Here is a 12,737-nt window from a genome sequence, read left to right as displayed (position 1 = left end):
GCCATACATCGGCAACAGAAGGAGGTTGGAACGGTGGGCATCAAGAAGTATCGGCCGACATCTCCCGGACGCCGCTTCATGTCGGTGTCGACGTTCGAGGAGATCACCACAGACAGGCCGGAAAAATCCCTGTTGGCGCCCCTGAAGAAGAACGCCGGGCGCAACAACCAGGGCAAGATTACGACCCGCCACCACGGCGGCGGTCACAAGCGCCGCTATCGCATCATCGACTTTCGTCGCAACAAGGACGGGATTCCTGCTAAGGTTGCCACGATTGAGTATGATCCGAACCGCAGTGCGCGCATTGCGCTGCTTCACTACGCGGACGGGGAGAAGCGCTACATTGTCGCGCCGCACGGGGTGAAGGTCGGCGACGTGCTGATGAGCGGACCGGAAGCGGATATTCGTCCCGGCAACGCGCTGCCGCTGGCGAACATCCCGGTCGGTACGGTGATTCACAACGTCGAGCTGAAGCCGGGCCGGGGCGCCCAACTGGTGCGGGCAGCCGGAGCGTCGGCGCAGCTGATGGCGAAGGAAGGCGACTACGCTCACGTGCGTCTGACCTCGGGCGAGGTGCGCCTGATTCGCCTGGAATGCCGGGCCACCGTGGGACAGGTCGGCAACCTGGATCATGAGAACATCCGCATCGGCAAGGCCGGTCGATCCCGCTGGTTGGGCCGCCGCCCGACGGTTCGCGGCGTCGTGATGAACCCGGTTGACCACCCGCACGGTGGTGGTGAAGGCAAGGCGCCCGTCGGTCGCAAGTCGCCCATGTCTCCCTGGGGCAAACCTACTCTCGGCAAAAAGACGCGCAAGAAGAACAAGCCGTCTGACAAGTATATTGTCCGCCGTCGCAACCAGTAAGCGTCTCGGTTTGGCTGTCGACGGTGGCCGGGCGGACTCAATCCTATGGAAAAGACTTCGGCAGTGCGGAAAGGAGGCTGCACTTTGGGACGTTCGTTGAAGAAAGGGCCGTTTTGTGACGCGTATCTGCTGAAAAAGGTGGAGGAGCTGAACAAGACCGGCGACAAACGGGTCATCAAGACGTGGTCGCGCCGTTCAACCATTTTCCCGCAGTTTGTCGGTCACACCTTCGCCGTTCACGATGGGCGCAAGCACGTGCCCGTGTATATCACGGAGGACATGGTCGGGCACAAGCTGGGGGAGTTCGCCCCCACCCGTACGTTCAAAGGACACGCCGGCGACGACCGCTCGTCTCGCTCGCGTTAACCGAATGGAAAGGATGGTGACATCATGGAAGCGGCACAGACTCGTGCGCGTGCCAAATACATCCGTATTGCTCCCCGCAAGGTGCGCTTGGTCGTGGACTTGATTCGCGGCAAGCGTGTCGGCGAGGCTTTGGCCATCCTTCGTCTCACCCCGCGCGGCGCCTCGCCGGTGGTGGAGAAAGTGGTGCGCTCGGCCATTGCCAATGCGGAGAACAACCACAATATGGACGTCAATCGTCTCTACATCAAGGAGGCCTATGTCGATCCAGGCCCGACCTTGAAGCGGTTCCACCCTCGAGCGCAGGGTCGTGCGTACAGCATCATGAAACGGACCAGCCACATCACGGTCGTGGTGGCCGAGAAAGAGGAGGGATAAAACGGCATGGGTCAAAAGGTCAATCCGGTCGGTTTGCGCATTGGCATTATCCGTGACTGGGAATCCAAGTGGTACGCGGATAAGAAAAACTATCAAGACCTACTGCACGAAGACCTGAAGATTCGCGAGTACATCGCCAAGCGCCTGAAGGACGCGGCGGTGGCCGAGGTCGACATCGAGCGTGCGGCCAACCGCATTAACGTCATCATCCACACCGCCAAGCCTGGCATGGTGATTGGCAAGGGCGGATCGGAAGTGGATGCCCTGCGCAACGCGCTCAGCGCCCTGACCGGCAAGCGGGTGCACATCTCCATCTCGGAGATCAAACAGCCGGATCTGTCCGCACGTCTGGTGGCGGAGAACATCGCCAGCCAGTTGGAGCGGCGCGTCGCCTTCCGCCGCGCCATGAAGCAGGCCATGCAGCGTTCGCTGCGCGCCGGCGCGAAGGGTGTCCGCGTGCAGGTATCGGGCCGTTTGGGCGGTGCGGAAATCGCGCGGACGGAGGGCTATTCGGAAGGGACGGTGCCTTTGCACACGCTGCGGGCGGATATTGACTACGCGTTAGCGGAGGCACACACGACGTATGGGCGGATTGGAGTGAAGGTGTGGATTTACCGCGGCGAAGTGTTGCCCAAGCGCCGTCGGACCACTGAGGAAGGGGGCAACTGACAATGTTGATGCCAAAGCGCGTGAAGCACCGCAAGGAACACCGCGGCCGCATGAAGGGTGTCTCCAAGGGCGGCAACGAGGTGACTTTTGGCGAGTACGGGCTGCAGGCGCTGGAGCCGGCGTGGGTGACCAACCGCCAGATTGAGGCGGCTCGTATCGCGATGACTCGTTACATCCGGCGCGGCGGCAAGGTCTGGATTAAGATCTTCCCGAGCAAGCCGGTGACGCAGAAGCCAGCCGAAACCCGCATGGGCAGCGGCAAAGGCTCGCCGGAGAAGTGGGTTGCGGTCGTTAAGCCGGGCCGGGTGCTGTTTGAACTGGCCGGTGTGAGCGAAGAGGTCGCGCGGGAAGCGATGCGTTTGGCCGCACACAAGCTTCCGATAAAGACGAAGTTCGTCAAGCGCGAAGAAGTGGGTGGTGAAGCGGATGAAAGCCAGTGAGCTGCGCAACTTGTCCACCGAGGAGATTGAGAGTAAGGTCAACGAGTTGAAGGACGAACTGTTCAATCTGCGTTTCCAGCTGGCGACCGGCCAGTTGGAGAATCCGATGCGCATCCGCCAGGTCCGCAAAGACATCGCGCGCGCGAAGACGGTTCTCAAAGAACGCGAACTCGGAATCGGTTGATTCGAAAGGGGGATGTCGAATGGAGCGCAACTTCCGCAAGGTGCGCGTAGGCAAAGTGGTCAGCGACAAGATGGACAAGACCATTGTCGTGGCCGTCGAAGAGCGCGTCATGCACCCGTTGTACGGCAAGACGGTGCGCCGAACCAAGAAGTTTAAGGCGCACGACGAGAACAACGAGGCGAAGGTCGGCGACGTGGTGCGCATCATGGAGACGCGCCCGCTTTCCAAGGAGAAGCGCTGGCGCTTGGTCGAAATCGTGGAGAAGGCTGTTGTCCTGTAAGGATAGCGGTCGCTGGGAGGAGGTCGGACGATGATTCAACCGCAGACCCGATTGGTCGTGGCGGACAACACCGGCGCGAAGGAAATCATGTGCTTCCGTGTGCTGGGTGGATCCAACCGCAAGACGGCGAACGTTGGCGATGTGATTGTCGCTTCTGTGAAGAGCGCAACACCCGGTGGCGTTGTCAAGAAGGGCGACGTGGTCAAGGCTGTCATTGTGCGCAGCAAGCGCGGCCTGCGGCGTCCGGACGGATCGTACATCCGGTTTGACGAGAACGCGGCCGTGATCATCCGGGAAGACAAGAGCCCGCGCGGAACCCGTATTTTCGGGCCGGTGGCACGCGAATTGCGCGACCGGGACTTCATGAAAATCATTTCCCTGGCACCGGAAGTGCTGTGAGCCAGGAGCGCAGGATTGGGGGTGCCAAGATGCCGAAGCTGCACGTGAAGACCGGCGACAAAGTGGTCGTCATCGCCGGCAAGGACAAGTCGAAGACGGGCAAGGTGCTCAAGGTGTTCCCGAAGAAAGGCCGCGTGCTGGTGGAGGGCGTGAACATTGTCAAGCGCCACACAAAGCCGAACTTCAAGTATCCGGAGGGCGGCATCATTGAGAAGGAGGCGCCGATTCACGTCTCCAACGTGATGCACGTGGACCCCAAGACCGGAGCACCCACCCGCATTGGGCACAAGGTGTTGGAAGACGGGCGGAAGGTGCGTTACGCGAAAAAGTCTGGCGAAGTGATTGATTGAGTAGCCAGGTGAAAGGAGGGACCCCGGTGGCCCGTTTGCTGGAGCACTACAAGAACCACGTGGTTGGCGATTTGATGAAGCAGTTCAACTACAAGTCCATCATGCAAGTCCCGCGGATTGAAAAAGTCGTGGTCAACATGGGACTGGGGGAAGCGGTGCAGAACCCGAAGGTCATCGATGCCGCGGTGGACGACCTGACCCGCATCACTGGTCAGAAGCCGGTTGTCACCCGGGCGAAGAAGTCGATTGCCCAGTTCCGCATCCGCACCGGCATGCCGATTGGCGCCAAGGTGACGCTGCGCGGCGAGCGGATGTACCACTTTCTCGATAAATTGATGAACATCGCCCTGCCGAGGGTGCGTGACTTCCGCGGCGTGTCTCCGCGCGCGTTTGACGGCCGCGGCAACTACACGCTGGGTCTGCGCGAACAGCTGATCTTCCCGGAGATCGACTATGATACGGTCGACAAGGTGCGCGGGCTAGAAGTGGTGGTTGTGACCACGGCGAAGACGGACGAAGAGGCGCGGGCGCTGCTGACCGCGATGGGAATGCCGTTTCGACGTTCCTGAGTCAAATTGAACTTGGGAGGATTGATGACGTGGCAAAGAAATCGATGATTGCCAAGGCCCAGCGCAAGCCGAAGTTCAGCACAAGGGCCTACACGCGCTGCCGCATCTGCGGGCGGCCCCACTCCGTGCTGCGCAAGTTTGGCATCTGCCGCATTTGCTTTCGCAACCTGGCCTACAAGGGTCAGCTGCCGGGCGTGAAAAAGGCGAGCTGGTAAGAGGAAGGGGGTATTTCACGATGGTGATGACGGACCCAATCGCTGATATGCTGACCCGTATCCGCAACGCCAACGCGGTCGGGCACGATAAAGTTGAAGTTCCGGGTTCCAACCTCAAGCGCGCGGTGGCGGAGATCCTCAAGCGCGAAGGGTACATCCGGGACGCCGAGTTCATCGCGGACGACAAGCAGGGCATCATCCGCCTGTTCCTCAAGTACGGACGCAACCAGGAACGGGTGATCACGGGCCTGAAGCGGATCTCCAAGCCTGGTCGGCGCGTGTACGCCTCGCGGGACGAGATTCCGCGCGTGCTGGGCGGCCTCGGCATCGCAATCCTGTCGACTTCCAAGGGCGTTTTGACGGACAAAGAGGCGCGCAAGCTGGGGGTCGGCGGCGAGGTTATCTGTTACATCTGGTAAACTGCAGAACGGAGGTGCAAACATGTCCCGAATTGGCCGGAAACCGATTCAAATCCCGTCCGGCGTGGAGGTCACCTGCCAGGGCCAGGAGGTCGTGGTCAAGGGCCCCAAAGGCACACTGACTCGGCGGATTCACCCGGACATGAAGGTGGTCGTGGAGAACGGGCAGATTGTCGTCGAGCGCCCGAGCGACAACAAGTTGCACCGCAGCCTCCACGGCACCACGCGCAGCGTCCTGGCCAACATGGTGGAGGGCGTGACGAACGGATACAGTAAGAGCCTGGAACTGGTCGGCGTCGGCTACCGTGCGGCCAAGAGCGGCAACAAGGTGACTTTGTCGCTGGGGTTCTCCCACCCCGTCGTTCTCGATCCGGTCGAGGGTATTGAGATGGACGTTCCCGCGGCGAACAAGCTGGTGATTCGCGGCATCGACAAGGAACTGGTCGGCGAGTACGCGGCGAAGGTCCGCAGCATCCGCAAGCCGGAGCCGTACAAGGGCAAGGGCATCAAGTACGAGGACGAAGTGGTTCGCCGGAAAGTCGGTAAGACCGGGAAGAAATAAGCGGACGTTCGCAGGAAGGAGGGGCTGGTATGATAAGGAAGGAAGATCGGAATCTGGCTCGCAAGCGTCGGCATTTGCGGGTGCGCAAGCGCGTCTCTGGAACCCCGGAGCGTCCCCGTCTGAATGTGTACCGGTCTAACAAGCACATCTATGCCCAAGTTATCGACGACGTGGCCGGTCACACGCTGGTCAGCGCGTCCACACTGGACCCTGAACTGCGCGAGCAGGTGCAGAACGGCGGCAACGTGCAAGCGGCGGAGAAGGTCGGGAGCTTGGTCGCGAAGCGGGCGCTGGAGAAAGGCATTGAGACCGTCGTGTTTGACCGCGGCGGCTATCTCTACCACGGACGGGTGCAGGCGCTGGCGGAAGCGGCGCGTGCGGCCGGATTGAAATTCTGAGCGGAAGGAAGGTGGCGTTGTGCGTATAGATCCGAATCAGTTGGAACTGTCGGAGAAGCTGGTCACGGTCAATCGCGTGTCCAAGGTGGTCAAGGGTGGCCGTCGCTTCTCGTTCTCGGCCTTGATTGTCGTCGGCGACGGCAACGGGCACGTGGGCGCTGGTCTGGGCAAGGCGTCGGAAGTGCCGGAGGCCATCCGCAAGGCGGTGGAAGACGCGAAGAAGAATCTGATTCAGGTGCCGATGAAAGGCACCACCATTCCACATGAGGCGATTGGCCACTTCGGCGCGGCGCGGGTGCTGATTAAGCCGGCTCCGGAAGGCAGCGGTGTGATTGCCGGCGGTCCGGCACGCGCGGTGCTCGAGTTGGCGGGTATCAAGGACATCGTCACGAAGTCCTTGGGCTCGCGCAACCCTATCAACATGGTGCACGCGACGCTGGACGGCCTCATGCAGCTGAAGCGAGCGGAAGAGGTGGCGCGCCTGCGCGGCAAGAGCATCGAAGAAATTCTGGGATAAGGGAGGGTCAGCGATGGCGAACAAATTGGCAATCACCCTCAAACGCAGTCCCATTGGTCGACCGGAACCGCAGCGGCGCACCGTGCGCGCTCTGGGTTTGCGCAAGGTAAACGAGACGGTTGTGCACGACGACAGCCCGACGATACGCGGGATGGTCGACAAGGTGGTCCACCTGGTGGACGTCAAAGTCGTCGAATCGAATGGATGAGGAGGTGGCTTACGTGCAGCTTCATGAACTGAAGGGGAACGAAGGCGCGCGCCATAGTCGGAAGCGTGTGGGGCGCGGCAGCAGTTCGGGCATGGGTAAGACCTCGACACGCGGCCAGAAAGGCCAATGGGCCCGTTCGGGGGGCGGTGTCCGTCCCGGCTTTGAGGGTGGTCAGACGCCGCTGTTTCGGCGCTTGCCCAAGCGCGGCTTTTCGAATGCCAGGTTCCGTAAGGAGTACGCCATCGTGAACCTGGCGCAGCTGAACGATCTGCCGGAGGGCACCGTGGTCACGCCGGAGTATCTGCAGGAACACCGGATTGTGCGTGACCTCAAGGACGGGCTGAAGGTGTTGGCCAACGGAGACCTGACGGTCAAGCTGACGGTCCGGGCGCACGCGTATTCGGCTGCTGCCAAGGCGAAGATTGAAGCGGCAGGCGGCACCGCTGAGGTGATCTGAGTTGCAGACCTTCCTGAACCTGTGGAAGCTCAAGCACCTGCGGCGGCGTATTCTGTTTACTCTGTTCATGATAGCCATCTATCGGATTGGCACCTACATCCCGGTGCCGGATATGAACACGGCGCTGTTGAACAATCCCAGCAACCAGAATCCGCTGTTCGACCTGTTGAACATGTTTTCGGGCGGTGCCTTTTACCGCTTCTCAATCTTCGCGATGAGCGTGACGCCGTACATCACGGCGTCCATCATCGTGCAGTTGTTGCAGACCGGCGTGATTCCCCGCTTTGAGGAGTGGAGCAAGGAAGGGGAGACCGGTCGGCGCAAGCTCACGCAGGTGACGCGCTACCTAACCGTGGCGTTGGGTTTGCTGCAGGCCGCAGGGTTGACATTCTCGTTCCACAGGGGAGGCCTGCTTTACGAGGACACCTGGTGGTGGTACATCCTTATCGTCATTGCGCTGACAGCCGGAGATACCCTTTTGATGTGGTTTGGCGAGATGATCACTGAAAAAGGGGTCGGCAATGGCATCTCCATTATCATTTTTGTCAGCATCATCGCACGTCTTGGCCAGCTCGGCCAGGAGGTTTACTCGAATTGGTTCGCTCCTAATCCCGGCGACTGGTTCATGAACGGTCTCAAGGTGCTTCTGCTGGCGGCTGGGGTGGTGTTGATCTTCGGGTTGATTGTGTTTGTGCAACAGGCAGAACGCAAGATTCCGGTACAGTACGCCAAGCGGGTGGTGGGCCGCACGATCTATAGCGGTCAACAGACGCACATTCCGCTCAAGGTGAACGCGGCCGGCGTGATACCGGTCATCTTCGCCAGCTCGCTGCTGATGCTGCCGTATATGGCGGCGACGTTCTTCCAGCACCGGGCGTGGGCAGAATGGGTCATGCGTTACCTGTACCCGAACTCAGGGTGGTTTATCGCGGCGGAGGTCGTGTTCATCATCCTGTTCACGTTCTTCTACACGCACGTCCAGATCAATCCGCAGCAACTGGCTGAACAGCTGCAAAAGCACGCTGGGTACATCCCGGGGGTGCGGCCGGGAGAGGACACGGAGCGGTACATTGTGCGGGTGGTCAACCGGATCACAGTGTTTGGCTCTGTCTTTTTGGGGGGCATCTCGGTCTTGCCGTTCCTGCTCTTGTCAGGGGCGGGTTTAACCTCTGTTTACTTCGGCGGCACATCGCTGCTCATCCTTGTCGGTGTCGCTTTGCAGACGCTGCAGCAGTTGGAGGGACAGCTGTTGCAACGCCACTATCGCGGGTTCATCCGTTGATCAATTCTGGGAGGAGAGACGGGGATGCAAATCGTCTTGCTGGGAATGCCCGGGGCAGGTAAGGGCACCCAGGCTGCCCGTATTCACGACGACTACGGCTTGGTGCACATCTCGACCGGCGACATGTTTCGCGCGGCGGCCGCGATGGGAACGCCTCTGGGCGAAAAGGTCAAAGGGTACCTCGATAGTGGGAAATTGGTTCCGGACGATGTTACGATTGAGGTGGTGCGCGAGCGGCTGCGCCAACCAGACGCCGAACGGGGATTTTTGCTAGACGGGTTTCCACGCACGCTGCCGCAGGCGGAGGCGCTAGACGCGATGCTCGCAGACATCGGCCTGGGGTTGAGCGCGGCGTTGTACATCCACGTGCCGCAGGAGGTCTTGCTGTCCCGCATGACCGGCCGCCGCATCTGCCGCGAGTGCGGCGCCACGTATCATGTGGTGTTCCAGCCACCCCGCCAGGAGGGCATCTGTGACCGCTGTGGAGGCGAGTTGTATCAGCGCAGCGATGACACGGAGGAGGCCGTCAAGACCCGCCTGCAGCAGTATGCGCACACCGCGCCCCTGGTCGAATATTATCGGAAGCGGGGACTGCTGCGACAGGTGGACGGGCAACGCCCCATTGATGAAGTGTATGCCGAGGTGCGTACCATCCTGAACCAGCTCGGCGCTTGAGGTGAGACACGACATTGAGGCAGCCTGAGTTGCCTGAGATCGGCCGCATTGTAGAGGTGGCGAAGGGCCGCGACAGCGGCTTGTTCGCCGTCGTCATCGGGCACGTCGGAGACCGCTTTGTCCTCATCTCCGATGGCCGTATGCGCAAGGCGGATAAACCCAAAAAGAAGAATGTCCTGCACCTGAGACGGACGCCATATGTGGCGGAAGAAGTGCGGACCGCAATGCTGAAGCAAGGGCGCGTGACCAACGCCCAACTGCGCCATGCCCTGCGCGTGGCGTTGCCGGAGTTGCTGACAATGTATGGAGATGAGGAAGGAGGCGCAGTGGATGGCGAAGGATGATGTGATTGAGGTCGAGGGCACGGTGATAGAGCCTCTGCCCAACGCCATGTTTCGTGTCGAGTTGGAGAACGGGCACAAGATTCTCGCCCACGTCTCTGGCAAGATACGCATGCACTACATCAAAATCCTGCCTGGAGACCGGGTGACAGTGGAACTGTCGCCCTACGACCTGACCCGTGGTAGAATTACCTATCGGTACAAGTAATGGATGCTGGAGATTTTACGGGATTTCCGGTATCATGGAGTGGTTGAAAGTGGACCCTGGTCCACGACCGCCCTCCCGGAGTCCCACACGGCCCGGAACGGCGGACAAGGCCGGACCGGGATGGAGGAGGGATCTGTGGTGAAGGTTCGCCCATCGGTCAAACCGATCTGCGAGAAGTGCAAGGTGATTCGGCGCAAGGGCACCGTCATGGTGATCTGCGAGAACCCGAAGCACAAGCAGCGTCAAGGCTGAGGCGCCCACGGGGCGCGTGCGGTCTGTAGGTCTACGGATTGCAGGATGCATCGCGGTGCAGCGCGGCTGCCTGAGGGGACAAGTGTGTCCACTTGGGGCTGTCATCGTGTTGATATATACAGATGTAGCAGTGATGTAGCAGTACACAAGTTGGAGGTGGAAGGCCGAATGGCTCGTATTGCAGGCGTCGACTTGCCTCGCGACAAACGAGTGGAGATCGGTTTGACCTATATCTACGGCATTGGCCGTACCACGGCGAACAAGATTCTCCAGGAGACTGGCATCAACCCGGACACGCGTGTGCGCGACCTGACGGAGGACGAGGTTATTCGTCTGCGCGACACGATTGACCGCAATTACAAGGTGGAGGGCGATCTCCGGCGCGAGGTGGCGCTCAACATTAAGCGGTTGATTGAGATTGGTTCCTATCGCGGTCTCCGGCACAGAAGGGGTCTGCCGGTGCGCGGGCAGCGGACCAAGACGAACGCGCGTACGCGCAAAGGGCCTCGCCGCACGGTGGCGGGCAAGAAGAAGTAATCCGTGAGGGGGTAAGATGATGCCGAGAGGGAATCAACGCCGGACGTCCGGCAGTGTCCGCACGAAGCGGCGGGATCGCAAGAATGTGGAATTCGGGGTCGCCCACATCAAGTCGACCTTTAACAATACAATTGTCTCCATCACTGACCAGAGCGGCAACGTGATCTCCTGGTCGTCGGCTGGTAATGTGGGCTTCAAAGGCTCGCGGAAAAGCACGCCCTTTGCCGCCCAGATGGCGGCGGAAGCGGCTGCCCGCACTGCGATGGAGCACGGCATGAAGCAGGTGGAAGTGGCGGTGAAAGGTCCGGGCGCGGGCCGGGAGGCGGCTATTCGCTCGTTGCAGGCTGCTGGTCTGGAGGTCACGGGCATTCGCGACGTCACGCCGATTCCGCACAACGGGTGCCGGCCGCCCAAGCGCCGCCGAGTCTGACGCGTGGGATGGCGGCGCTGGCCGCCAAATCCTTGCAGGTTGAAAAGCAAATGGGAAGCTACGGCTATAACGGGTATAGATGAAAGTGGAGGTGTCAAGACTAGAATGGCAAGATATACCGGACCGGTCTGCCGGCTGTGCCGCCGTGAAGGTGTGAAGCTGTACCTGAAGGGCGAGCGCTGCCTGGGACCGAAGTGTGCGATTGACCGCCGTGCGACTGCTCCGGGTCAGCACGGCCAGGGACGCCGGCGCAACCCGTCCGAGTACGGGCTGCAGCTGCGCGAGAAGCAGAAGGCGCGGCGGTTCTATGGTGTATTGGAGAAGCAGTTTGAACGTTACTACGAGGATGCGGCGCGTCGGCCCGGCATTACCGGCGAGACCCTGCTGCAGACGCTGGAGAGTCGTTTGGACAACGTGGTCTATCGGCTCGGATTTGCCGCGTCGCGTGCGGAGGCGCGCCAGCTGGTGCGTCACGGCCACTTCGAGGTGAACGGACGGCGTGTGAATATTCCTTCCTTCTTGGTGAAGGCCGGCGACGTCATCACCATCCGTGAGAAGAGCCGTTCCCTCGCTCGCTTCAAGGAGCTGTTGGAGGCGGCTGAGTCCCAGACTGTCAGCCCTTGGCTGGAGCGCGATCTGGCCAACTACAGTGCCAAGGTCCTGCGTCTACCCGCGCGTGAGGAGATTGATGCGCCGGTCGCCGAGCAGATGATTGTCGAGTTCTACTCGCGGTAATGGGCTTGACCGGGAGCGGTGAGGCTGCCAGGCAAAGCGAGGGGGGTTACGGATGATCGAAATGGAGAAGCCGAACATTGAGGTTGTGGAGAGCTCCGATGGGTACGGCAAGTTTGTTGTCGAACCGTTGGAGCGGGGATACGGTACGACTCTGGGCAACTCGCTGCGCCGTATCCTGTTGTCTTCCATTCCGGGCGCCGCTGTGCGTTCGGTGAAGATTGAAGGGGTATTGCACGAGTTTTCGACCATCCCCGGTGTGGTGGAAGACACCACGCAGATCATCCTGAATCTCAAGCGGCTCTCGCTGAAGATACATTCCGACGAGGAAAAAGGGCTGGTGATTGACGCCGAAGGCCCTGGCGAGATCAAGGCGGGCGACATCCGCGGGGATTCCGATGTGGAAATTATCAACCCCGACCTGCATGTCGCCACCTTGACGGACGGGGCGCACCTGTATGCCGAATTGCGAGCCGGGCGCGGCCGTGGCTATGTGCCGGCCGACCGGAACAAGGAGGAACAGCAGGAGATCGGCGTGATTCCGATTGACTCCATCTACTCGCCGATCACGCGGGTCAACTTCACGGTGGAGAACACCCGTGTCGGACAAGTCACCGACTACGATAAACTCACCCTCGAAGTCTGGACGGATGGCAGCGTAGCACCGGAAGAAGCGGTGAGTATCGGGGCGAAAATCCTGACCGACCACTTGGCTCTGTTTGTCGGGTTGACGGACAAGGCACGCGACACCGACCTCATGACGGAGACCGAAGACGCGCCGGCTGACAAGTCTCTCGATGTCCCGATTGAGGAGTTGGACTTGTCGGTGCGTTCCTACAACTGCTTGAAGCGGGCCGGCATCAATACCGTCGGGGAGTTATGCTCCAAGACCGAGGACGAGATGATGAAGGTCCGTAACCTGGGACGCAAGTCGTTGGAAGAAGTGATTGAGAAATTGGCGGCCATGGGGCTGAGCCTGCGCCAGGAGGATTGAGGCGCACAGTTCCC

Annotated in this window: 26 protein-coding genes; all 26 read left to right on the top strand. The window is 60.6% G+C overall.

The features are described from left to right. The first annotated feature begins 33 nt into the window (after positions 1–33). The 26 genes from rplB (at position 34) to ASH01S_RS11275 (ending at position 12,723) form a co-directional block, all read left to right on the top strand. Positions 34–864, top strand: coding sequence for a 50S ribosomal protein L2 (rplB, locus tag ASH01S_RS11400; RefSeq protein WP_067928137.1), 831 nt, complete (start codon positions 34–36; stop codon positions 862–864). A gap of 84 nt (positions 865–948) precedes the next feature. Then, complete coding sequence (rpsS, locus tag ASH01S_RS11395) at positions 949–1,230, top strand: 30S ribosomal protein S19 (RefSeq protein ID WP_067928132.1); 282 nt, start codon at positions 949–951, stop codon at positions 1,228–1,230. A gap of 24 nt (positions 1,231–1,254) precedes the next feature. After that, entirely contained in the window at positions 1,255–1,605 is a 351-nt protein-coding gene (gene rplV / locus ASH01S_RS11390) for a 50S ribosomal protein L22 (RefSeq protein ID WP_067928130.1), read from the top strand. A gap of 6 nt (positions 1,606–1,611) precedes the next feature. Continuing rightward, positions 1,612–2,274 carry a 30S ribosomal protein S3 gene (rpsC, locus tag ASH01S_RS11385; protein WP_067928127.1) on the top strand — a complete coding sequence of 221 codons (663 nt, stop codon included), beginning with the start codon at positions 1,612–1,614 and terminating at the stop codon, positions 2,272–2,274. A gap of 2 nt (positions 2,275–2,276) precedes the next feature. Beyond that, positions 2,277–2,714: a 50S ribosomal protein L16 gene (gene rplP, locus ASH01S_RS11380; protein ID WP_067928124.1), complete on the top strand. Its 438-nt coding sequence runs from the start codon at positions 2,277–2,279 to the stop codon at positions 2,712–2,714. Continuing rightward, entirely contained in the window at positions 2,701–2,898 is a 198-nt protein-coding gene (rpmC, locus tag ASH01S_RS11375) for a 50S ribosomal protein L29 (protein WP_067928121.1), read from the top strand. The genes rplP and rpmC overlap by 14 nt, the downstream gene beginning before the upstream one ends. A 19-nt stretch (positions 2,899–2,917) precedes the next feature. Then, positions 2,918–3,178, top strand: coding sequence for a 30S ribosomal protein S17 (gene rpsQ / locus ASH01S_RS11370; protein ID WP_067928118.1), 261 nt, complete (start codon positions 2,918–2,920; stop codon positions 3,176–3,178). Between the two features lie 30 nt (positions 3,179–3,208). Further along, entirely contained in the window at positions 3,209–3,577 is a 369-nt protein-coding gene (gene rplN, locus ASH01S_RS11365) for a 50S ribosomal protein L14 (protein WP_067928115.1), read from the top strand. A gap of 38 nt (positions 3,578–3,615) precedes the next feature. Further along, positions 3,616–3,927, top strand: coding sequence for a 50S ribosomal protein L24 (rplX, locus tag ASH01S_RS11360; protein ID WP_067928247.1), 312 nt, complete (start codon positions 3,616–3,618; stop codon positions 3,925–3,927). Positions 3,928–3,953: 26 nt separating this feature from the next. Beyond that, positions 3,954–4,496: a 50S ribosomal protein L5 gene (rplE, locus tag ASH01S_RS11355; RefSeq protein ID WP_067928113.1), complete on the top strand. Its 543-nt coding sequence runs from the start codon at positions 3,954–3,956 to the stop codon at positions 4,494–4,496. Positions 4,497–4,525: 29 nt separating this feature from the next. Continuing rightward, positions 4,526–4,711 carry a type Z 30S ribosomal protein S14 gene (locus ASH01S_RS11350; RefSeq protein WP_026962545.1) on the top strand — a complete coding sequence of 62 codons (186 nt, stop codon included), beginning with the start codon at positions 4,526–4,528 and terminating at the stop codon, positions 4,709–4,711. 20 nt (positions 4,712–4,731) lie between these two features. Next, on the top strand, positions 4,732–5,130 hold the full coding sequence (gene rpsH / locus ASH01S_RS11345) for a 30S ribosomal protein S8 (protein ID WP_067928110.1): 399 nt from the start codon (positions 4,732–4,734) through the stop codon (positions 5,128–5,130). Positions 5,131–5,152: 22 nt separating this feature from the next. After that, positions 5,153–5,692, top strand: coding sequence for a 50S ribosomal protein L6 (rplF, locus tag ASH01S_RS11340; protein ID WP_067928108.1), 540 nt, complete (start codon positions 5,153–5,155; stop codon positions 5,690–5,692). A 29-nt stretch (positions 5,693–5,721) separates the two neighbouring features. Continuing rightward, positions 5,722–6,090, top strand: a complete 369-nt coding sequence (rplR, locus tag ASH01S_RS11335; protein WP_067928105.1) for a 50S ribosomal protein L18 — start codon at positions 5,722–5,724, stop codon at positions 6,088–6,090. A gap of 19 nt (positions 6,091–6,109) precedes the next feature. Then, positions 6,110–6,607: a 30S ribosomal protein S5 gene (rpsE, locus tag ASH01S_RS11330; RefSeq protein ID WP_067928103.1), complete on the top strand. Its 498-nt coding sequence runs from the start codon at positions 6,110–6,112 to the stop codon at positions 6,605–6,607. A gap of 13 nt (positions 6,608–6,620) precedes the next feature. Next, positions 6,621–6,815: a 50S ribosomal protein L30 gene (gene rpmD / locus ASH01S_RS11325; RefSeq protein WP_067928100.1), complete on the top strand. Its 195-nt coding sequence runs from the start codon at positions 6,621–6,623 to the stop codon at positions 6,813–6,815. Positions 6,816–6,828: 13 nt separating this feature from the next. Further along, the gene (rplO, locus tag ASH01S_RS11320; RefSeq protein ID WP_067928244.1) at positions 6,829–7,272 is read left to right on the top strand and encodes a 50S ribosomal protein L15; all 444 of its coding nucleotides are present in this window, start codon (positions 6,829–6,831) and stop codon (positions 7,270–7,272) included. A 1-nt stretch (position 7,273) separates the two neighbouring features. Further along, positions 7,274–8,554: a preprotein translocase subunit SecY gene (secY, locus tag ASH01S_RS11315; protein ID WP_067928097.1), complete on the top strand. Its 1,281-nt coding sequence runs from the start codon at positions 7,274–7,276 to the stop codon at positions 8,552–8,554. A gap of 24 nt (positions 8,555–8,578) precedes the next feature. Next, the gene (locus ASH01S_RS11310) at positions 8,579–9,229 is read left to right on the top strand and encodes an adenylate kinase (RefSeq protein ID WP_067928093.1); all 651 of its coding nucleotides are present in this window, start codon (positions 8,579–8,581) and stop codon (positions 9,227–9,229) included. Positions 9,230–9,258: 29 nt separating this feature from the next. Continuing rightward, positions 9,259–9,573 carry a KOW domain-containing RNA-binding protein gene (locus ASH01S_RS11305; protein WP_083517079.1) on the top strand — a complete coding sequence of 105 codons (315 nt, stop codon included), beginning with the start codon at positions 9,259–9,261 and terminating at the stop codon, positions 9,571–9,573. After that, positions 9,560–9,778, top strand: coding sequence for a translation initiation factor IF-1 (gene infA, locus ASH01S_RS11300; RefSeq protein ID WP_026962555.1), 219 nt, complete (start codon positions 9,560–9,562; stop codon positions 9,776–9,778). The genes ASH01S_RS11305 and infA overlap by 14 nt, the downstream gene beginning before the upstream one ends. Before the next feature lie 138 nt (positions 9,779–9,916). Then, positions 9,917–10,030, top strand: a complete 114-nt coding sequence (rpmJ, locus tag ASH01S_RS11295; protein ID WP_007505902.1) for a 50S ribosomal protein L36 — start codon at positions 9,917–9,919, stop codon at positions 10,028–10,030. 168 nt (positions 10,031–10,198) lie between these two features. Beyond that, positions 10,199–10,567, top strand: coding sequence for a 30S ribosomal protein S13 (gene rpsM / locus ASH01S_RS11290; RefSeq protein WP_067928085.1), 369 nt, complete (start codon positions 10,199–10,201; stop codon positions 10,565–10,567). A gap of 19 nt (positions 10,568–10,586) precedes the next feature. Continuing rightward, on the top strand, positions 10,587–10,997 hold the full coding sequence (gene rpsK / locus ASH01S_RS11285; RefSeq protein ID WP_067928082.1) for a 30S ribosomal protein S11: 411 nt from the start codon (positions 10,587–10,589) through the stop codon (positions 10,995–10,997). Positions 10,998–11,102: 105 nt separating this feature from the next. Continuing rightward, positions 11,103–11,732 (top strand): 30S ribosomal protein S4, encoded by a 630-nt coding sequence (rpsD, locus tag ASH01S_RS11280; RefSeq protein ID WP_067928080.1) that lies wholly within the window; start codon positions 11,103–11,105, stop codon positions 11,730–11,732. A gap of 52 nt (positions 11,733–11,784) precedes the next feature. Further along, entirely contained in the window at positions 11,785–12,723 is a 939-nt protein-coding gene (locus ASH01S_RS11275; protein WP_067928077.1) for a DNA-directed RNA polymerase subunit alpha, read from the top strand. The last annotated feature ends 14 nt before the right edge of the window (positions 12,724–12,737 follow it).

Origin of the sequence: Alicyclobacillus shizuokensis NBRC 103103 (assembly GCF_001552255.1) — a bacterium.
Lineage (GTDB): Bacteria > Bacillota > Bacilli > Alicyclobacillales > Alicyclobacillaceae > Alicyclobacillus_G > Alicyclobacillus_G shizuokensis.
Note: the sequence above shows the minus strand (reverse complement) of the source record. Positions and strands in the feature narration are given on the sequence as shown.